Origin of the sequence: uncultured Parabacteroides sp., assembly GCF_902493135.1 — a bacterium.
Taxonomy (GTDB): domain Bacteria; phylum Bacteroidota; class Bacteroidia; order Bacteroidales; family Tannerellaceae; genus Parabacteroides.
Genome location: NZ_CABUOD010000012.1, coordinates 60,558 through 80,124 on the forward strand (window position 1 = coordinate 60,558; position 19,567 = coordinate 80,124).

Below are 19,567 nucleotides of genomic sequence, written 5' to 3' on the forward strand. Positions count from 1 at the left end.
CTAAAATACCGATGGAATATTTGGAACGCCACCCGATTTGTCTGAAAATATTCGATTCTCCGGGAGTTAAGGTTTATCACTTTGCACGCGTTTCCCGCTTCCGGCAACCCAATTGCCTGCTTTTCCAAACGACCTCAGCACCTCATTTCTCCTGTTGTCAAAAAAGGCTGCTGAAACCTTAAAAAGAGTCAATCCAAAACAGGCCAAGATTTCGGATGAAATAGAAAAACAGCCAGAAAAGGGGTTATTGTACAAAATATAATCTTTAGAACAACGGATTAGCCACCTTTTCCTTCAACAAGGCCAGATCGACCACCTGACGGATATCATCCACATAGTGGAAAGTCAGTCCTTTCAGATAGTCGGGCTTGATCTCTTCGATATCTTTCCTATTCTCCTGACAAAGGATCAGTTCCTTGATTCCGGCACGTTTGGCCGCCAATATCTTTTCCTTGATGCCACCCACCGGAAGGACTTTGCCGCGCAGCGTGATCTCGCCGGTCATGGCCAGGTTGCTGCGCACCTTGCGCTGCGTAAAGGCAGACACCAATGAAGTGACCATCGTGATACCGGCACTCGGACCGTCTTTCGGAATCGCTCCCTCAGGCACATGGACATGGACATTCCAGTTTTCAAACATCTCTTCGTCGATACCGAACAGTCCGGCATGTGAATGAATGTATTCGAGTGCCAACATGGCAGATTCTTTCATCACGTCACCTAAGTTACCTGTCAAAGTGAGCTTCGAACCTTTTCCTTTGCTCAGACTGGATTCCACAAACAGGATCTCACCGCCGACAGCCGTCCAGGCAAGCCCGGTCACGACACCCGCATAGTCATTTCCCTGATATTTATCACGGGTATATTCGACAGCTCCCAGGTAATCGTGCAGGTCTTCGGGGCGTATCTGCGCAGGAAGCACCTCATCGGAAGCCAGCTTGCGGGCCAGCTTACGCATAATCTTGGCAATCTTCTTATCCAGCTCACGGACACCGCTCTCACGGGTGTAAGATTCGATGATCGCCTGTAACGTCTTTTTCGGAAACTTCACTTTTCCTTTCGACAGGCCGTGAATCTCCAACTGTTTCGGGACCAAATGACGGGCAGCGATTTCCACCTTCTCTTCCATGATATAACCGCTCACCTCGATCAATTCCATACGATCCAGCAACGGTTGGGAAATCGTGTTCAGGTTATTGGCGGTAGCGATAAACATAACCTTGCTCAAGTCATAATCTATATCCAGATAATTATCATGGAAGGCATTGTTCTGCTCCGGGTCCAACACCTCAAGCAAGGCGGAAGCGGGATCGCCCTTGAAATCATTCGTCACCTTGTCGATCTCGTCAAGGATAAACACAGGGTTTGAAGTTCCGGCCTTCTGGAGGTTCTGGATGATACGTCCGGACATCGCACCGATGTAGGTACGGCGATGGCCGCGTATCTCCGCCTCGTCATGCAGGCCACCCAACGAAACCCGGACATACTTGCGGTGCAAGGCTTCTGCCACCGATTTACCCAGCGAAGTCTTACCGACCCCCGGAGGTCCGTACAGGCAGACGATGGGCGACTTCATGTCCCCTTTCAGTTTCAACACCGCCAAATGTTCGATGATACGCTCTTTCACCTTCTCCAGTCCGTAGTGATCGCGATCCAGGACCTTCTGGACATGGGCAAGATTAAAATTATCCTTGCTGTATTCGTTCCAAGGCAGATTGATGATCGTCTGCACATATTGCGTCTGGATGGAGAAATCCGGAGATTGCGGATGCAGGCGTTCCAACTTGCGCACCTCCTTCTCAAACGTTTCGGCCACAGCCGGCGACCATTTTTTCTTGGCAGCCTTCTCGCGCAGTTCCTTTATCTCCAACTCATTGATATTGCCCCCCAATTCTTCCTGGATCGTCTTGATCTGCTGCTGGAGGAAGTATTCCTTCTGCTGCTGGTTAATATCCTCGTGCGTCTTCATCTGGATGGACGTTTTCAGTTCCACCAACTGATACTCACGGTTCAGGATGAACAAAAGACGGTACGCGCGATCTTTCAGGTTACCGATCAGCAACAAATCCTGTTTTTCAGACGATCCGTTGGGGACATTGCAACAAGAGAAATTGATCAGGTAAAGGATATTTTTATTATTCCTTATTGAAAATATCAAGTCGCGGGGCGGTTCGGAAGCAGCTCCGAGCATCTTGATCGTCAAATCCTTGATAGTCGAGACAAGTGCTTCGAACTCACGGTCGGACTTGTCCGGCATGACATCTTCGAGCAATTTGATCTTTCCGTTCAGGTAAGGATCATAAGCTGAGAGTTCTTCCAGTTGGAAACGTTTCTTGCCTTGCAGGATCACGGTCGTCGTTCCGTCCGGCATTTCAAGCACGCGGACAATATCGGCCACAACTCCCGTCGTGTACAGATCTTCCATCTTCGGATCTTCCGTATTCATATCCTTCTGGCAAACCACTCCGATCAAACTTTTCTTATGGGCGGCCTCCTTGATCAGGCGCATGGATTTAGGACGCCCTATCATGACCGGCATGGCTACACCCGGAAACAACACCATGTTCCGAAGCGGAAGAATGGGCAATTCCTCTCCCACCTTCTCCATTCCCTCAGTAAAGTCTTCATCAACATCACAATCTGTGAGGATAGGCATTACGATACCAATATTATCATCCAGGTCGTTGTACGACTCCTCGGCAAACATCGTTACTTTATCTTTCTTCATATATTCTTTATCATAGTTGCGGAATATTCCTTTATCGCCCGCAATTCTATTTTACACAATAAACGTGCCAAAGTTACTATTTTTAACTCAATTCCGATTACTTTTGCACAAAACAATTGTCAATTACTATGTCAAATCCTTTTTTCCAATTCAAACAATTTACCATACGTCATGATAAATGTGCAATGAAAGTAGGAACCGACGGTGTTCTGCTCGGTGCATGGGCCGGAACGGAATCGTGCAACCGCATACTGGACATCGGGACAGGGACCGGACTGATCGCCCTGATGCTGGCTCAACGCAGCAAGGCGGCTATCGACGCTATCGACATAGATGCCGATGCCTGTCTCCAGGCACAGGAAAATGCAGAATCCTCCCCTTTTGCCGGACGGATAAAGATCCGGCATTCCGCCCTGTCCGATTTCGCACAAGCCGGCACGAACTTATATGACCTGATTGTATCCAATCCTCCTTATTTCACCGATTCATTGAAATGTCCCGACCGGAAACGGAACACGGCTCGGCACACCGATACGCTGACATTGGAAGATTTGTTGCAGGACAGCCGCAGGCTGCTTGCCCCGCAGGGACGCATCGCCCTCATCCTGCCCTACGACCAGAAAGAACGTCTTGCGGATTGCATCCGGACACAAAACCTGTTCCTTTCGAAAGAAACTTCCGTCATACCCGTGCCCGGTGCCGAACCGAAACGGCTGTTGGCCGAGCTGACGGCAGAACCACCCGCATCTCCCGTTCGTTCCGACCGGTTGGCCATCGAGATTGCAAGACATCAGTACACCGACGAATATGTCAACCTGACCAAAGATTTTTATCTAAAGATGTAAGGGAGTTTCTTATCGAAGAAACGAGTTACTTCACCAAACAGGTTCTGCACCTCTTCCGTAAAAGAAACTGTTTCCGGCGTCAATACGTTCAATGATTTAGGAAGAACGGAGATTTCGATCCGGCTGTCCGCCATGACCGGCTCGCCGTCCAGGTGCATGACTCCCGGTTTCTGGCGGATGATCGTCACCTCTTTCCCTTTGAATGTCTTGATCTTGCTGTTACGGTCGATCTGCTTCGTGAATAGCTGGATAGCCAACGGTGCTATGTCCAGCGGACCGAAAGGGGAAAGGATCGTAATATCCATTTTACCATCCTGGATATTGGCATGGGGAGCGATAAACGCATTGTTACCATACTGCGAAGCATTCCCGCAGGCCACCAAAAACGCCTTCTCCTTGACCGTCTGGTTGTCGATCAAGAGTTCATAAGGTTCGGGTTGATAGCTCAGATATTCCTCCACCGTGTTTTTTATATAAGTAAGCGACCCGCGACGTTTCTCACCGGCAAACTTCTGGCTGACCGCCGCATCGAAACCGACTCCGCAGGTACAGAAAAAGATACGTCCGTTCGCCTTGCAACAATCGATTGTCGAGACGTGCCCCTTTACGATCAGGTCGATCGCCCGGCGTACATCCATCGGAATATGCAATTCACGCGCCAGGCCGTTGCCGGAACCTTTCGGGATAATCCCCAGCACGGCATCCGAACGGAGCATGGCACGGGCAATCTCGTTCACAGTCCCGTCTCCCCCGACGGCAATCACACAATTGGCTCCTTTATCGAGGGCTTGCCGCGTCAGTTCGCTGGCATGTCCGGGATATTCCGTAAAAGAAATTTCAACACAACAATTTTCGCCCGCAAAAGCGGTTTCAATCATTTTCGGAATCTTTCTTTTCGAACCGACACCCGAAATCGGATTTATAATGGCCTGTATATTGATTGTTTGTCCCTCCATTCTCACTGCTACTTACTTTGAGAGGACAAAAATAATGCTTTTGTAAAACTTTTAAAGCATTTCGGCTACTATAAGTTATTTTTTTACTACTTTTGCGGCTGGATTTGCCGAAACATAGATATTATGTAGTAAGCAGACCTGGGTTCTTTTAGAATAACAACGTAGCGAGAAAATCATTCTCTGTTAATTATAATATGAAACTTTTACAAGAGAAACTATCAAAGTACGATGCACCTCAGCGGGCTATGGCCGCAGGAATTTATCCATACTTCAGAATGATTGAAAGTGATCAGGATACGGAAGTAATGATCAGCGGTAAAAAAGTCCTGATGTTTGGTTCTAACGCCTATTTGGGCCTGACAAACCATCCGAAAGTAAAAGAGGCGGCTATTGATGCCATTAAGAAATATGGTACGGGTTGTGCCGGTTCGCGTTTCCTGAACGGAACGCTGGATTTGCACATTCAGTTGGAAAAACGTCTGGCCGAATTTGTCGGAAAAGAAGATGCCATCGTTTATTCTACGGGATTTCAGGTGAACTTGGGTGTCGTTTCCTGCCTGACAGGACGTGAAGACTATATCATCTGGGACGAGCTGGACCATGCATCCATCATCGAAGGACACCGTCTTTCCTTCTCTACCAAACTGAAATACAAGCATAACGATATGGAGTCCTTAGAAAAGCAACTCCAGAAATGCGAACCCGACAAGGTGAAGCTGATCGTTATCGACGGTGTGTTCAGTATGGAAGGCGACATTGCCAAATTACCGGAAATCGTTGCGTTAGCCAAGAAGTATAATGCAAGCGTAATGGTAGATGAAGCACACGGCCTGGGTGTTCTGGGCGATCACGGTCGCGGAACCTGCAACCATTTCGGCGTAACCGACGATGTAGACCTGATCATGGGCACATTCAGTAAGTCGCTTGCTTCTATCGGCGGTTTTATCGCTTCTGACAAGGAGACGATCAACTACCTCCGCCATAACTCCCGCTCTTACATATTCAGTGCAAGTAATACTCCAGCCGCTACAGCAGCCGCCGGTGCAGCACTCGATATCATGCTGAGCGAACCGGAACGCATCGAGCACTTGTGGAAACTGACTCACTATGCATTGGACGGATTCCGTAACATGGGGTGCGAAATCGGCCATACCTCAACCCCGATCATTCCGTTGTTTATCCGCAACAATGATCTGACATTCCTGATTGTAAAAGAATTGTTCGAAGCCGGTATTTTCGTAAACCCGGTAGTCTCTCCGGCTGTTGCGCCTGAAGATACGCTGATCCGCTTCTCACTGATGGCGACTCACACGATCGAACAGCTTGACTACGCATTGGAAGCAATCCACAAAGTATTTAAAAGTCACGGTCTGGTTAAGTAAATCAGCACGGACAACGATATCGAAAAGGGCAAAGCGGAGCATTCTGTTTTGCCCTTTCTCTTTATAATTCATTCTTCATTTGCTACGAACCAAATATTTTGACTATTTTTGCGTAATTGTACGCACTATAAATACATTATATATACCAGACAAATGGATTTTAAATTAAATACAGGAAGTTGCTGCATGGGTAAAAAAGGATGCAGCAAGATACAAAATAATAAACTGAACACCTACGACTGGCTTTGCGACGTGCCCGATGCGGCAAACGCTACCGATTACGTGGAAGTGCAGTTTAAAAATACCCGCAAAGGGTATTACCTCAACAGTTCCAAGATACCTCTGGAAAAAGGAGATTTAGTCGCAGTGGAAGCCAGCCCCGGACATGATATCGGGACCGTGACACTGACCGGCAAGCTCGTCCTTCTCCAGATGAAAAAGAACAATGTCCGTACCGGCGAAGGCAATGAACCCAAAAAGGTGTATCGTAAAGCCAAACCGACCGATATCGAGAAATATGAAGAGGCGAAGGCCAAGGAACACGCCACAATGATCCGTTCGCGCCAGATCGCTGCCGACTTGGGACTGAATATGAAGATCGGGGATGTGGAATACCAGGGTGACGGCAATAAGGCGATCTTTTATTACATTGCCGACGAGCGTGTCGACTTCCGCCAGTTGATCAAGGTACTCGCCGAAGCCTTCCGTGTCCGCATCGAAATGAAGCAGATCGGTGCCCGCCAGGAAGCCGGACGCATCGGAGGTATCGGTCCTTGCGGACGAGAATTGTGCTGTTCAAGCTGGATGACGAGTTTCGTATCGGTAGCCACCGGAGCCGCCCGTTATCAGGATATATCCATGAATCCCCAGAAGTTGGCCGGCCAATGCGCCAAGCTGAAATGTTGCATCAACTATGAAGTGGACGCCTATGTGGAAGCGCAAAAACGCTTACCGTCCCGTGAAGTGGTGCTGGAAACAAAGGACAATACCTATTATCACTTTAAAACGGATATCTTCAAACGGGAAATCACCTACTCTACCGATAAATCGTTCGCGGCCAACCTGATTACAATCTCAGCCAACCGCGCCTTCGATGTGATCAACATGAACAAGAAAGGTATGAAGCCCGTCACGCTCGAAGCCGATACCAAACCGCAACCGCCCAAACGCGATGCGCAGGATATCTTGGGCCAGGACAGCGTTACCCGTTTCGATGCTTCCCTGAAAAAGAAGAAAAAGAAACGCAGCGGAAACGGCAACAAGGAAAACCTGCCGAAAGAAGCCGCCGCCAACACCGGCAACGAAGGGAACAGCAAACCTTCCAACGGAGAAAAAGCGAACGGCAACAACGGCAACGAAAATAAAAACGGCAAAGGAAACGGGAACAGAAACGGAAACCGCAACCGTAACAGCGGAAACCGGGAGAACAACAACCGGGAAAACAACCGCGAACGGGAGAACCGCGAAAACAACCGTAACAGACCGCGTCCGAACCGAGTAAATAACGATAAGCAACCGAATAATGACAAACCTCAGCAACAAGCTAAGCCTGCTGCCAAACCGGAAAGCAAGCCGGACACAAAGCCGGAAGCTTAAAGGAGTCATTGCCGCACTGACTTGTTCTCTGTTCTTTTCCTGCGAAAACCCAGCCTTGTACGACCAATACCAGGCGATCAACAATATCACGTGGGAAAAGGACAAGGAATACTATTTCACCTTCGAGGTGAAAGATATATCTGTTCCTTACGACCTGACACTGGAAGTAAGGAACAATAACTTGTACCCCTATCAGAACTTATGGCTTTTCTGCAGTGAAGAGCAGCCGATCGGCCCGCTCCGCCGGGACACCATCGAATGCATACTTGCCGACGAATTCGGCAAATGGCACGGACATGGCATTTCCTTATACCAAAGCAGTTTTCCCATTCATTCGCAATATAAGTTTCCGCATGCCGGACAATATACGTTCAGTTTCCGCCAGGGGATGCGCGACGATGCTTTGAAAGGAATACAGGAAATCGGTTTCTCGGTTCGCCCGGCCAAGTGAGCAGCCCAGTCCTACCGTTCCCTCCTGGAAGCATCCAGGCGAAGGAAGATAAAGAGCAGGATCGTGAACCCCCAAAGGGAGGAACCGCCGTAGCTAAAGAAAGGCAGCGGAATGCCGATCACAGGCGTAAGCCCCGTCACCATCCCGATATTAATGGCCAAATGGAAGAAAAAGATAGAAGCGACACTATAGCCGTACACCCGGTTGAAAGTGGAGCTTTGCCGCTCCGCCAGCACGATCAGGCGCAGGATCAGGAATCCGAACAACAACAAGACAGCCGAGGCCCCGATGAACCCCTGTTCTTCACCTACCGTACAAAAGATAAAGTCGGTATCCTGCTCTGGTACATACTTCAACTTAGTCTGCGTACCGTTCAGAAAGCCTTTTCCGGTAAACCCACCCGAACCGATCGCGATCTTCGACTGGTTCACATTATAGCCGGCACCGCTCGGATCGTCTTCCAATCCCAATGACACCTTGATACGTATCTGCTGATGCGGTTCCAGGATATCGGTAAACACATAATCCACCGAATACATAAAAGCCAGCGATCCCAATGCAAAGACAGCGATCAGCACATAATGCCACACCCAGTTGCGGACAGAAAGGAAAATCAGATAGCAGGCAGCCAGCAAGACCAGTCCGATCGATATCAAGGAATAATCGACCGGCATAAAGAAAGAAGCGGCATACCCTCCTAAACAGGCAACTCCCGTAGCGCCCAATATCACCTGTATCGCACGAGTGTCTTTCCTTTCAATCTGTATCAGGATAACCGTGATCAACAGGATCAAAGAAGAGACCAGCAACTCTCCCACCGCCGTAGCCCCCACCGTTACATCCGAGAACTTCATGCTGGTGACAAAAAAGACGACCGCACAGACTCCCGACAAAAGAATATAGCCCGACATCCCCTCCCGGTATAACATCAGGAAGAAAGCCAGGTAAACCAGCGCCGAACCAGTCTCCTGCTGCAACAGGATGCAAACCATCGGCAGGAATATCAGTGACAAGACGAGTATGAAGTTTTTAGGAACAGTCAACTTGAAACCATACGTATTCATCAGCTTCGCGACAGCAAGCGCCGTCGCAAACTTGGCAAACTCCGCCGGCTGCAACCTGACAGGCCCCAAAACGAGCCACGAATGGGAACCTTTTATATTCGGCGCCAGAAAGATCGTAGCTATCAGCAACACGATGACACCGGCATATATCAGATAAGCGAAAACATCAAAAAACTCACTCTCCAGCATCAGGATCACAAAGATCAACCCAACCGACAGCCCCATCCATATCAACTGCGAACCGGGACGACCCGACGGATCGAACAACCCCACGTTATCGAATTCATAACTGGCCCCGCAGATGCTGAACCACCCGGCTACGATCAACACCACATAAAGGATGATCGTCAACCAGTCAACCGTCTTCCATATTTCTGTCTTCCTATAACTCACGATTCGGTAAAGATAAAACGTTTGGCGATACAACCGCATTCGACATCGTCTCTTCCAGCAACTTGTTTTCTTCCGAGATCTCGCCTTTCAGATACTTCTCCATCATCAGCTTGCCGATCGGCACGCCATAGGTCGCACCGAAACCGCCATTCTCCACATACACGCAGATGGCGACCTTCGGATTCCGATAAGGAGCAAAACCGATAAAGGCCGAGTGGTCTTTCCCATGCGGATTCTCGGCCGTACCGGTCTTGCCGCAGACTTCGATATCCGTTATAGCCGCTCCCCGGCAAGTCCCGCCTATAACGGCATTCCGCATACCTTCGGCTACGATTTCATAATTTTTGCGTTCCACCATCGTGTACCGTTTATCCGTGTAAAGGGAATCCAACGGGGTGTCCTGCACCTCCTTCACGACATGAGGAGTAATAAAATACCCCCGGTTAGCGATGGTTGCCGCCAGATTACAAATCTGCAATGGCGTAGCCAACACTTCACCCTGCCCGATCGCAATGGAGATGACAGTACTGGAACTCCAACGTTTACCATGATATTTGTCATAATACTCGCTGTTCGGCAAAAAACCTCTATTTTCCCCAGGCAAGTCAATGCCCAGCTTATAACCGTATCCCATAGATACCAAGTAGTTTTTCCAGACCTCAAACGCCTCTCCCACGCTCGGATAACGCCGGCGGCTATCGATCATATCACGCAACCCCCAACAAAAAAAGGAGTTGCAGGAAGTAGCCAGCGCATAGGTCACATTCAGAGGAGAAGGATGGCCGTGGCAGGCCGGTTTGCCGTTCCGGGCCCCTGTATATCCATGTGCACAGGTGTACAGGGTCTCTGTCGTAATCACCCCCTCCTGGAGGAAAGTCAACGCCTGTGTCGGCTTGAATGTCGATCCCGGCGGATAACGGCCCATGATGGCACGGTCCAGCAAAGGCTTATCCGAATTTTTCGACAGCATGATATGGTTCTTCCCCCGCTGGCGGCCGACCAACAAGTTCGGATCGTAAGAAGGCGAAGAAACCATGCACAGGACCTCCCCGGTTTCCGGCTCGATCATGACAATGCTGCCCCTCTTGTTCTGCATCAGCTTCTCACCCAAAGCCTGCAAATCCATATCGATCGAAAGCGTCAGGTTCTTGCCGGACACGGGAGCCACATCGTGACGGCCTTCTTCATATCGCCCTTTTATACGTCCATGCGCATCCCGCAGCAGGATCTCCACACCTTTCACACCGCGTAGAGCCTCTTCGTAAGACAATTCCACGCCCGAACGTCCGGCATTATCTCCCTGCACATAGTAGGGATCTTTTTCGATATCCCCCCGGTTGACCTCCCCGATATTGCCCAACAGATGGGCGCCATAGGGATATTCATATTCCCGGATCGTACGGTTCTGGATATAAAAACCGGGGAATTTATATAGCTTTTCCTGCAAGACGCCGCATTCCTGTGCGGAGAGGTGATTCATAAACACCTGCGGGACATAAGAAGAATAACCGGGATTCAGCCGCCTGTTCTTGATTTCGGCTATACGTTTTACAAACAGTTCTTTTGTAATACCGAGGATATTGCAGAAGTCGAGCGTATCGAACGGTTGGATCTCACGCATGATCAGCATGACTTCATAAGAAGGCTGGTTATAGACCAGCAATTTCCCGTTGCGGTCATAAATGATACCCCTGGAAGGGATCAGTGTCTTTTTCTGAAACGCATTGCTGTCAGCCCACGCTTTATAATCGCTGTCCACCACTTGCAGGAAGAACAGACGAATGATAAAGATGAGAACCAGCAGAACAACGGCGCCGCCAATCACGTAACGCCTGTTCTCAAGAGTATACTTCGTATTAATCTCCACTTTTCTGGGACTCTATATTGAATGCTTCTATTGTACAAATTAACAAGGTCGTTGTCACCACACTCGCTGCGACGCGAATCGCCAGGAACAGCGGATCGAATAAAGTCAACGACTCGATCAAAAACAACGCCACATGATGAATCACGACAAAAAACAGCGTGTAGCGGAAGAAACCGCCATATCCGAACGTTTTGTAGGAAGGATTAATTCCTTCCGGCAGGTCTTTTCCCATCAACAACTGAATCAACGGATGACGGATAAAACCGGCCAGCGTACAGGCAAACGCATGCATTCCGGGCGTATTTGAAAAGATATCGATCACCAATCCGATCAGAAAAGAGAAAAACACCACATTCGTCCGTGAACTCCCCACAGGCATTTTCAGTATGAAATAAAGATACAAGAACGGCGTGGCCACACGCAGGAAATGGATATTGTTCAGGATCAAGACCTGGACCAACACCAACACCACAAAATAGATGGAACCCCGCAGTATATTGTTAATCATTCTTTTTCGCCTCCCGCTCTGTATTTTTTTGCTCCGCCTGACGGTAGTTCTTTATGATACGCACATTGTTCAAGGCCTGGAAATCAGTAGCCAGTTCCACTTCAAGCGAATAGAAGTTATCATCATGCTGTTTCTCGAAATTCACAACTTTGCCCACTATAATCCCGGACGGGAAAATGGCGGAATAACCGCTCGTCACGATCGTATCTCCTTTCTCGAACTCCACGTGGCGCGGCAATTCGTCCAGATTGGCAAAACGCGCGTTACGCCCGTTCCAGCTCAACGTCCCGAAATAACTGCTCCCCAACACCTTGCAGCTCAGTTTGAACTTCGGGTTCAACAACGGGATTACAACGGAAAAATAATCGGAAACCGTCGACACGATTCCCACGACACCCCGTTCGGACACGACCCCCATGTCCGGCTCCACTCCATCCTTACGGCCTTTGTTCACCGTGATATAATTGGATAAATGCGTAACACTGTTGTTCACGACATCCGCCGTCACAAAACTATACGGAAACTGTTCGGTCGAGTCGGATGCAAAACCGGCAAACAGAGCCGTATCGGCCCGCATCATCTCCAACTGGTCCTGCAATTCGAGCAACTCCATTTCAAGTTGCCCGTTCCGCTCCAGAAGCTCCCGGTTTATGTCACGCAGGTTCAGGTAGGAAGTCACGAAGCCGGAGACAGAAGCAATATGCCCGGTTATCACATTTGCCGAACTGAACATGATGTTCCGTTGATACGCATTATTACGATACACTAGCGTCAACGATATGATCTCAAGCAAAATGAATAAGAACCAATGCCTCTTTCTGACTAAAAAATCCAGAAGTTTACGCATAATCTGTTGAAAATTGAAAGTTGAAAGTCGAAAGTTGAATATTCAGCAAATGTACCACCCGCTTATTCTCAACTTTCAACCCCCAACTTTCAACTTATATTTACCGGATAAGGAAATTAAACTTGTCGATATTCTTCAACGCAATCCCCGTACCTCTGGCAACAGCATGCAGCGGATCGTCCGCCACATGGAATTCGATCCCCATCTTGTCACGCAAACGTTTATCGATACCACGCAGCAAAGCGCCGCCACCGGCCAGATAGATACCGTTCTTCACGATATCGGCATACAATTCGGGAGGCGTCTGTTCCAACGCACTCAAAACGGCAGCTTCAATCTTGGAGATCGATTTGTCCAGACAATGCGCGATCTCCTGATAGGAAACAGGCACCTTCATCGGCAGAGCCGTCATCTGGTTAGGTCCGCAGACTTCGAAGTCTTCCGGCGCATCTTCGAGGATACTCAAAGCGGAGCCGACATTGATCTTGATACGTTCCGCCATACGTTCGCTGACGCGTATATTATGCTGGCGGCGCATGTATTCCACGATATCGTTCGTCAGGTCGTCACCTGCCATCTTGATCGATTTGTTAGATACGATACCACCCAGCGAAATCACCGCGATCTCGGTCGTACCGCCACCTATGTCGACAATCATATTCCCTTCGGGAGCAAGCACATCCATGCCGACCCCGATAGCGGCAGCCATCGGTTCGAAAACCATATATACTTCACGGCCACCGGCGTGTTCGGCAGAGTCGCGCACGGCACGGATTTCCACTTCCGTACTACCCGACGGGATACCGATCACCATACGGAGCGAAGGAGCGAACCAGCGTTTACGTCCGCTGGCCATTTTGATCAATCCCCGCATCATCTGCTCGGCAGCGTAAAAGTCAGCAATGACGCCTTCACGGAGCGGACGGATCGTACGAATATTCGGATTGGTCTTTTCGTACATCTCACGTGCCTGGCGTCCTACCGCCAACACCTTTTCCGAACGAGCATCCAGAGCGATTACGGAAGGCTCATCCACTACCATCTTATCATTGCAGGTAATAATGGTATTGGCAGTCCCCAGGTCCATTGCCAATTCTTGTGTGAAAGAAAATAATCCCATTTTAATTAGTGTTTAAAGTGACGAATACCCGTCTTGACCATAGCCAAGCCATGTTCGTTGCAATAATCAACGGACAGCTTGTCGTTAATAGAACCTCCCGGCTGGATAACGGCTGTGATACCCGCCTTGTCGGCAATTTCCACACAGTCGGCAAACGGGAAAAACGCATCCGAAGCCATAACGGCACCATTCAGGTCGAAATTGAATGAAGCGGCCTTTTCAATGGCTTGTTTCAGAGAATCTACACGCGAAGTCTGTCCGATACCGCTTGCACAAAGCTGCTTGTTCTTCACCAGTGTGATCGCGTTGGACTTGCTGTTCTTCACGATCTTGTTGGCGAACAACAGGTCTTCTACTTCCGGAGCCGTCGGTTTCTTTTCCGTCATCGGTTCCAGATCGGCTTCCCCTTGAATGCTAAGGTCTTTTTCCTGCATCAGCACGCCGTTCAGCAACGAACGGAACTGCATCGGACAAGTCTTGCATTCCTTGCGGACCAATATGATACGGTTTTTCTTTTGTTTCAATACTTCAAGAGCGTCGGCATCATAAGCCGGAGCGATGATCACTTCGAAGAAGATCTTATTGATTTCTTCCGCCACTTCCTTGTTTACAGTCGTATTGGTGATCAGGATGCCTCCGAAAGCAGACACCGGGTCACCGGCCAAAGCATCTTTCCAAGCTTCCACCACGCTACCGCGGGATGCGATACCGCAGGCATTGTTATGTTTCAGAATGGCGAAGGTCAGTTCGTCGAACTCGTCGATCAGATTGACAGCCGAGTCGATATCGAGCAAGTTGTTGTAGGAAATCTCCTTACCATGCAACTGGTCGAACATATTGTTGAACTTGCCATAGAACTTGGCAGCCTGGTGCGGGTTTTCACCGTAGCGCAGGTGCATCTGATCGTCTACGGCAGCACGGAAATGCGAGCCCTGGCGATCGTCGAAGTAATTGAAGATTGCAGAATCGTAGCCTGAAGAAACGGCAAACGCCTCTTTGGCAAACCATTTGCGGTCTTCGATAGAAGTTTCCGCACCTTTTTCGTTCAGCAACTGCATCAACGGCTGATACTGAGCTTTGGATGCTACGATCACTACATCTTTGAAGTTCTTTGCAGCGGCACGGATAAGAGAAATACCGCCTATATCTATCTTTTCGATAATTGCCTGTTCTTCCGCGCCGGAAGCGACTGTTTCCTCAAACGGATACAGGTCGACAATCACCAAGTCTATTTCAGGAATTTCATATTGGGCAATCTGAGCCTGATCGCCTTCGTTGTCACGACGGTTCAGAATGCCGCCGAACACTTTCGGGTGAAGCGTCTTCACACGTCCGCCCAAGATAGAGGGATAACCGGTAAGGTCCTCTACGGCATCGCAAGGAAGTCCCAAGTCTTCTATAAACTTCTGAGTACCACCTGTTGACACAAAACTAACACCTTCGCGGTGGAGCTTCTTTAAAATTTCATCTAATCCATCTTTATGGTATACCGATACCAATGCACGTTTAATACGTTTTGTTGCAGCCATCTTCGTTGGGTTTATTTTAATGTTTTAGAGCACAAAAGTAGGGATTTATTTTCAATATGTATATAAGGTATGAAAATAATTTCCCGTCACCAACTATTAAAGAGTGCTACATAAAGCGAAACCCGGCTGTCCGCAAACAAGCGAAACAGCCGGGAACAAATCACTTATCCTGAGACGTTTTCAACGATTCTTCGATAATCTTCTCGTTTTCATCCGCTTTTTCAATCGTTTCGTCCAATTCGGTTACATCATGAGCGGTGTAATCATCGGACAAGATCGGATGCGGGGTAAGCGTTTCATCTTCCAGTTCGGAACTTTCGTCCCACAAAGTGTTCATTATTCCAACCATAACTATTTGTGTTTTATTTGTTAATACGAGAATAGAACAAACCGGAAGGCTAAATTGTTGAACCCGTACATTACAGATCCGTCTGCCGGGAGATTACTTTGATTTGCCTCCATGATTCACACTCAATATTGGCAATATCCGAAACATTTTTCCCGTTTCATCCTCCTGTTCATAAATAATGCATATATTTGTGGATTACATAACAAATAAAAAACAGTAACTATGAAAAAGGAAGAGTCAGATCTGAAAATCATGGAAGAGATGGAAAGAAAAGAGTTGCAGGACAGGTATATCCGTTTTGATTGGGCCATCAAGCGTCTGTTGCGCCAGAAGGCCAACTTCGACGTGCTCGACGGTTTCCTGACCGTCATGCTGAACGAAGAGATCAAGATCGTCGAGATCCTCGAAAGCGAGGGCAACCAGGAACGCGCCGACGACAAGTTCAACCGCGTCGACATCAAGGCGCTCAACAGCAAAGGCGAGATCATCATCGTCGAGATCCAGAACACCCGCGAGATAAACTACCTCGAACGCATCCTCTACGGCGTGGCCAAAGCCATCACCGAACACATCTCTTTGGGTGAAGACTACGACAAGATCAAGAAAGTCTACTCCATCAGCGTCCTCTATTTCGACATCGGTATCGGGACGGATTATATCTATCACGGCCAGAACCATTTCGTCGGCGTGCATACGGGCGACCAGTTGCGGGTCAACGAGCGCGAACGCAATGTCCTCGTCTCGCGCCTCCCCGCCGAAATCTTCCCCGAATATATCCTGATCCGCGTGAACGAGTTCGACAAAGTGGCCCTCACGCCATTGGACGAATGGATGGAATACCTGAAAGACGGCACGATCCGTCCGGATACGACCGTTCCCGGCCTGAAGGAAGCCCGCGAGAAATTGAAATTCTATTCCATGTCGCCCGCCGAACGCCTCGTCTACATCCGCCACCTCGAAGACATCAACATCCAGAACAACGCGATCTACACCTCCCGACTGGAAGGAATCGCAGAAGGGAAAGCCGAAGGGCTCGCTGAAGGTGAGGCAAAAGGAAAAGCCGAAGGTATGCGCCAAGTCGCTTCCAAAATGAAAGAGACGGGCGTGGATATAGCTACCATCGCAAAGTGCACCGGCTTAAGCGAAGAAACGATCCGGTCTTTATAAGGGAGGCTTATTACTGTAATGAAAAGGTTCGTTTATAAGAATGGAACCCATCCGATCCCCTCTATATGACAAAATTGAAAACAGGGTTCACAGCAGCATACTGACCTATAGGGCTTTCAAACGCCGTGAACCCTAATTGCATAAAATAACCAAGTGGCATTTAGAGGATAATCCAAGATGATTTGAACCGAAAATGATTAATCCTCATTCCAAAGAACGACGCCAAGCAAGATTAAATATGCAACTGCAATCCCAACGAAACAGGATGGACTTTCGGGCCTTTGTCCTTTTCAAACAGGCCGAAAGGAGAATATTTGGCATAGAAACCGATGCAACCGACACCCGCCTGGAAAAAGAAATCCATCGTTACCGGACGAAGGTTCATGCCCCGATCCATCTTCTTCTTTTGTTTGTCGCCATCCGCATCATGATAGACAATTTTGGAAGAAGAAATAGTTTTGACCACGCCAACGACACCCCCGGAAACAAAGAAACGCGGAGACTTGCGGCGATGTTTCGGCGACTGCCATTCCAGCAGGACCGGAATCGTCAGGCTGGTGATGTTCAACTTGCTGGCATTATAGACGATACCTTCGGGAGCGGGAACCAACTGCGTCACGCCGTCCACTTCCTGAAAATGGGCATTCATATCCAGACGGTAACGGCTCCAACGCATACCGGCTCCCGTCACAACCGCCCATCTATGACGGGAAAAGGGGAAACTGAACTCCATAAAATTCAAATTATATTCTAACGAATTCCCGCTACGAAGCGAAACACCGTCCACATCGTTGATCCCGTCACTACCGGAAAAGTTGGCGAAGCCCATGCCGAAACCCGCCCAGTGCGGATCGAAATCCTTGTCCCAGGAAGGGATCGGGATATTGATCGACTTGATATGCTTGCGCCGTTCGTAACTCTGTCCGTCCCGATAATGCCCTTCGAAGACCATTTCGCTGTCTATCGAATCGCCTTCTTCGGTCAGCTCGAACACCTTCACTTTCATCCGTTCGCCGTTGTCCTTCACTACGATACGTTTGTTTTCCAACCGGATGACCGTATCAGTCGGCATCGGTTCAACATCTGCAGCCAGCAATCCGATGGCAGGAAAGCATGCGGCTATGATCAGTAGAAATCTTTTCATATCTTTTCTTGTTTATCAGTTTATAAATCTTTTTTGGTAAATAAAAGGGTGATCAGGTCGTCGCTGTCCAGTTCGCCTTCGATATAGACCAGCGTAATCGTCCCTTTGGAGTTGACTTTGAACAGGACAAAGCGGTTCACGTCGGGTTCCTTGCCCGGAAGCTGGTAATAAGCGGAAACCACTCCCCCGTCGTCCGTCACCTCCTTGATCTTGCGTGCTCCCCGTTGGTCGGCTTCGAGACATTGGCGGGTAAAGCGAAGAGCGTCCGGATCGTTCTTGATCGTAATGCTCTTGTAACGCGTCATGCCGTATGTTTCCAGCATTTCGTTGGAAAGTTCCACCATCGTGACATTCTTCTTTTTCCCGTAGCGGGCAAAGACATCCTGTATCTTCAGGTCTTTCTGCGCTTCGGCAGCTTCCACACCGGTCGGCACCAACATCAAGGCCGCCAACATTATTAATAATGTATATCCCAACTGTTTCATCTTGATATTCTTTTATTCGTCCTCACTAAAAAGACTACCTAATTCTTTTAATTGATTGTCTATTATTCGGCGGTCCGCCTCATCCTTATCCATCTCCGGGAAGTAGTCATCGGCAGGAGTGGCCACCTCCTGCAACGCTTCGATCGCCAGTGAACGAACCTTATGGATGTCGGTATAGCAACGGCCGTTTATCACGACATAGTTATCGGAGCAGAAACAGGGATCGGCAGGATACAGCAGACGGGTAAGGCTCAACAGAGCCAGCACGCAGGCAGCCACGCCGGAAAAGATGTAAAGGACTGCACGCTTCCGGTTCGCAGGGCGGAGCGGAACGGATACCGGTTCGGGTTTCGAATCCGGTTCGCCAACTTGCGCTTCCGCATAACGTTCTATTTCTTCGTCAAAATAGGCGAACAGAGGAGCATAGGCGGCCAGATGCTCCGGCACCTCTCCCGAAGCGAAAAAGGCACGGATCAGCTTTTCTTCCGCGGCAGAAGTCTCGCCTTCGAAATACCGTTCCAGCAACTCCTCCATCATATGTAGATTCCTCTTTCCCATAAATCATAAATTATAAATCATAACTCCTTCATTAACTGTTCCCGTATCTTTTTCCGGGCTCTCGAAAGATTCACCCGGACCGCTTCGACCTGAGTGCCTGTTATCTCGGCTATCTCCGCCAACTCATATCCTTCGACGTCTTTCATCCGGATAATGGTTTGCTGAAGCGAAGGCAGCTTGCTTATCAAGCAACGGATACGGGCAACCGTATCGTGCTGTTCCAGCTCTTCCGCCGGGTTCCTGGTTCCCGAATCGAGCGAAAGCAAGGCGACATCCGTCCCTTCCGGCCGGTGCTGTTTCAGTTTGTCCAGCACCAGGTTCTTTACCACCTGTACAGCCAGCGCCTCGACACTGTCATAGCTGTCCAGCTTCCCGCGGATCTGCCACAATTTCAGAAAAGTCTCCTGCACGATATCCTCTGCATCCGACCTGTCCTCCATCATCCGCCACGAAATATTGATCAACTTCTCCCGCAGCGGCAGCACGGTTATTTTAAACGTTTCGAGTTCCATTCCTGCTATTATGACGACAAAGAAACGAAAACATAACATGGAAAACCCGGAAAAAACAAAAAAGGC

At 48.9% G+C, this 19,567-nt stretch carries 18 protein-coding genes; 5 read left to right on the forward strand and 13 right to left on the reverse strand.

Translation table 11 applies throughout. The annotated features are described in order from the left end of the window. Positions 1-265: 265 nt before the first annotated feature. Entirely contained in the window at positions 266-2,728 is a 2,463-nt protein-coding gene (lon, locus tag RDN79_RS07675; protein ID WP_298548882.1) for an endopeptidase La, read from the reverse strand. 128 nt (positions 2,729-2,856) lie between these two features. On the opposite strand from lon, the gene RDN79_RS07680 reads away from it, so the two are divergent. Then, positions 2,857-3,573 carry a tRNA1(Val) (adenine(37)-N6)-methyltransferase gene (locus tag RDN79_RS07680; protein ID WP_298548879.1) on the forward strand — a complete coding sequence of 239 codons (717 nt, stop codon included), beginning with the start codon at positions 2,857-2,859 and terminating at the stop codon, positions 3,571-3,573. Here the strand turns inward: RDN79_RS07680 and RDN79_RS07685 are convergent. After that, entirely contained in the window at positions 3,558-4,529 is a 972-nt protein-coding gene (locus tag RDN79_RS07685; RefSeq protein ID WP_298548876.1) for a diacylglycerol kinase family protein, read from the reverse strand. The genes RDN79_RS07680 and RDN79_RS07685 overlap by 16 nt on opposite strands. A 194-nt stretch (positions 4,530-4,723) precedes the next feature. Here RDN79_RS07685 and RDN79_RS07690 point away from each other — a divergent pair, with 194 nt between their 5' ends. The 3 genes from RDN79_RS07690 to gldH all read left to right on the forward strand — a co-directional run bounded on the left by RDN79_RS07690 (position 4,724) and on the right by gldH (position 7,958). Beyond that, entirely contained in the window at positions 4,724-5,911 is a 1,188-nt protein-coding gene (locus RDN79_RS07690; RefSeq protein WP_298548873.1) for an aminotransferase class I/II-fold pyridoxal phosphate-dependent enzyme, read from the forward strand. A 153-nt stretch (positions 5,912-6,064) separates the two neighbouring features. Continuing rightward, positions 6,065-7,507, forward strand: a complete 1,443-nt coding sequence (locus RDN79_RS07695; protein ID WP_298548870.1) for a regulatory iron-sulfur-containing complex subunit RicT — start codon at positions 6,065-6,067, stop codon at positions 7,505-7,507. Further along, positions 7,434-7,958: a gliding motility lipoprotein GldH gene (gldH, locus tag RDN79_RS07700; RefSeq protein WP_298548868.1), complete on the forward strand. Its 525-nt coding sequence runs from the start codon at positions 7,434-7,436 to the stop codon at positions 7,956-7,958. Before RDN79_RS07695 ends, gldH begins: the two co-directional genes overlap by 74 nt. Positions 7,959-7,969: 11 nt before the next feature. Here the strand turns inward: gldH and rodA are convergent, their stop codons facing one another. The 7 genes from rodA to RDN79_RS07735 form a co-directional block, all read right to left on the reverse strand. Beyond that, the gene (gene rodA, locus RDN79_RS07705) at positions 7,970-9,415 is read right to left on the reverse strand and encodes a rod shape-determining protein RodA (protein WP_374044496.1); all 1,446 of its coding nucleotides are present in this window, start codon (positions 9,413-9,415) and stop codon (positions 7,970-7,972) included. Beyond that, entirely contained in the window at positions 9,405-11,282 is a 1,878-nt protein-coding gene (gene mrdA, locus RDN79_RS07710; RefSeq protein ID WP_298548865.1) for a penicillin-binding protein 2, read from the reverse strand. Before mrdA ends, rodA begins: the two co-directional genes overlap by 11 nt. Beyond that, a complete protein-coding gene (mreD, locus tag RDN79_RS07715) occupies positions 11,272-11,790 on the reverse strand; it encodes a rod shape-determining protein MreD (protein WP_298548863.1) in 519 nt (172 codons plus the stop codon). Before mreD ends, mrdA begins: the two co-directional genes overlap by 11 nt. Next, positions 11,783-12,637: a rod shape-determining protein MreC gene (gene mreC / locus RDN79_RS07720; protein ID WP_298548862.1), complete on the reverse strand. Its 855-nt coding sequence runs from the start codon at positions 12,635-12,637 to the stop codon at positions 11,783-11,785. Before mreC ends, mreD begins: the two co-directional genes overlap by 8 nt. A gap of 100 nt (positions 12,638-12,737) precedes the next feature. Then, positions 12,738-13,757 carry a rod shape-determining protein gene (locus RDN79_RS07725; protein ID WP_005640987.1) on the reverse strand — a complete coding sequence of 340 codons (1,020 nt, stop codon included), beginning with the start codon at positions 13,755-13,757 and terminating at the stop codon, positions 12,738-12,740. A 5-nt stretch (positions 13,758-13,762) separates the two neighbouring features. Continuing rightward, complete coding sequence (gene purH / locus RDN79_RS07730; RefSeq protein WP_298548858.1) at positions 13,763-15,286, reverse strand: bifunctional phosphoribosylaminoimidazolecarboxamide formyltransferase/IMP cyclohydrolase; 1,524 nt, start codon at positions 15,284-15,286, stop codon at positions 13,763-13,765. 160 nt (positions 15,287-15,446) lie between these two features. Next, entirely contained in the window at positions 15,447-15,635 is a 189-nt protein-coding gene (locus RDN79_RS07735; protein WP_298548856.1) for a hypothetical protein, read from the reverse strand. Positions 15,636-15,857: 222 nt separating this feature from the next. On the opposite strand from RDN79_RS07735, the gene RDN79_RS07740 reads away from it, so the two are divergent. After that, positions 15,858-16,802, forward strand: a complete 945-nt coding sequence (locus tag RDN79_RS07740) for an Rpn family recombination-promoting nuclease/putative transposase (protein ID WP_308573102.1) — start codon at positions 15,858-15,860, stop codon at positions 16,800-16,802. Positions 16,803-17,034: 232 nt separating this feature from the next. Here RDN79_RS07740 and RDN79_RS07745 read toward each other — a convergent pair whose 3' ends face one another. From RDN79_RS07745 to RDN79_RS07760, 4 genes are read right to left on the reverse strand one after another with little or no spacing between them, the layout of a single operon-like run. Further along, the gene (locus RDN79_RS07745) at positions 17,035-17,946 is read right to left on the reverse strand and encodes an outer membrane beta-barrel protein (RefSeq protein ID WP_298553254.1); all 912 of its coding nucleotides are present in this window, start codon (positions 17,944-17,946) and stop codon (positions 17,035-17,037) included. A 20-nt stretch (positions 17,947-17,966) separates the two neighbouring features. Further along, complete coding sequence (locus RDN79_RS07750; protein ID WP_298553253.1) at positions 17,967-18,431, reverse strand: hypothetical protein; 465 nt, start codon at positions 18,429-18,431, stop codon at positions 17,967-17,969. A gap of 12 nt (positions 18,432-18,443) precedes the next feature. Continuing rightward, positions 18,444-18,989, reverse strand: a complete 546-nt coding sequence (locus RDN79_RS07755; protein ID WP_298553252.1) for a hypothetical protein — start codon at positions 18,987-18,989, stop codon at positions 18,444-18,446. Between the two features lie 17 nt (positions 18,990-19,006). Beyond that, positions 19,007-19,501 (reverse strand): RNA polymerase sigma factor, encoded by a 495-nt coding sequence (locus RDN79_RS07760; RefSeq protein WP_298553251.1) that lies wholly within the window; start codon positions 19,499-19,501, stop codon positions 19,007-19,009. Between the last annotated feature and the right edge of the window lie 66 nt (positions 19,502-19,567).

Excerpts from the sequence above, each read along its gene's own strand:
- RDN79_RS07755 (WP_298553252.1), bottom strand. The coding sequence starts at position 18,989 with ATGGGAAAGAGGAATCTACATATGATGGAGGAGTTGCTGGAACGGTAT.
- RDN79_RS07760 (WP_298553251.1), bottom strand. The coding sequence starts at position 19,501 with ATGGAACTCGAAACGTTTAAAATAACCGTGCTGCCGCTGCGGGAGAAG.
- RDN79_RS07680 (WP_298548879.1), top strand. The coding sequence starts at position 2,857 with ATGTCAAATCCTTTTTTCCAATTCAAACAATTTACCATACGTCATGAT.
- RDN79_RS07750 (WP_298553253.1), bottom strand. The coding sequence starts at position 18,431 with ATGAAACAGTTGGGATATACATTATTAATAATGTTGGCGGCCTTGATG.
- RDN79_RS07695 (WP_298548870.1), top strand. The coding sequence starts at position 6,065 with ATGGATTTTAAATTAAATACAGGAAGTTGCTGCATGGGTAAAAAAGGA.
- RDN79_RS07690 (WP_298548873.1), top strand. The coding sequence starts at position 4,724 with ATGAAACTTTTACAAGAGAAACTATCAAAGTACGATGCACCTCAGCGG.
- gldH (WP_298548868.1), top strand. The coding sequence starts at position 7,434 with ATGACAAACCTCAGCAACAAGCTAAGCCTGCTGCCAAACCGGAAAGCA.
- RDN79_RS07685 (WP_298548876.1), bottom strand. The coding sequence starts at position 4,529 with ATGGAGGGACAAACAATCAATATACAGGCCATTATAAATCCGATTTCG.
- RDN79_RS07735 (WP_298548856.1), bottom strand. The coding sequence starts at position 15,635 with ATGGTTGGAATAATGAACACTTTGTGGGACGAAAGTTCCGAACTGGAA.
- purH (WP_298548858.1), bottom strand. The coding sequence starts at position 15,286 with ATGGCTGCAACAAAACGTATTAAACGTGCATTGGTATCGGTATACCAT.
- mreD (WP_298548863.1), bottom strand. The coding sequence starts at position 11,790 with ATGATTAACAATATACTGCGGGGTTCCATCTATTTTGTGGTGTTGGTG.
- RDN79_RS07740 (WP_308573102.1), top strand. The coding sequence starts at position 15,858 with ATGAAAAAGGAAGAGTCAGATCTGAAAATCATGGAAGAGATGGAAAGA.
- lon (WP_298548882.1), bottom strand. The coding sequence starts at position 2,728 with ATGAAGAAAGATAAAGTAACGATGTTTGCCGAGGAGTCGTACAACGAC.
- RDN79_RS07725 (WP_005640987.1), bottom strand. The coding sequence starts at position 13,757 with ATGGGATTATTTTCTTTCACACAAGAATTGGCAATGGACCTGGGGACT.
- mreC (WP_298548862.1), bottom strand. The coding sequence starts at position 12,637 with ATGCGTAAACTTCTGGATTTTTTAGTCAGAAAGAGGCATTGGTTCTTA.
- RDN79_RS07745 (WP_298553254.1), bottom strand. The coding sequence starts at position 17,946 with ATGAAAAGATTTCTACTGATCATAGCCGCATGCTTTCCTGCCATCGGA.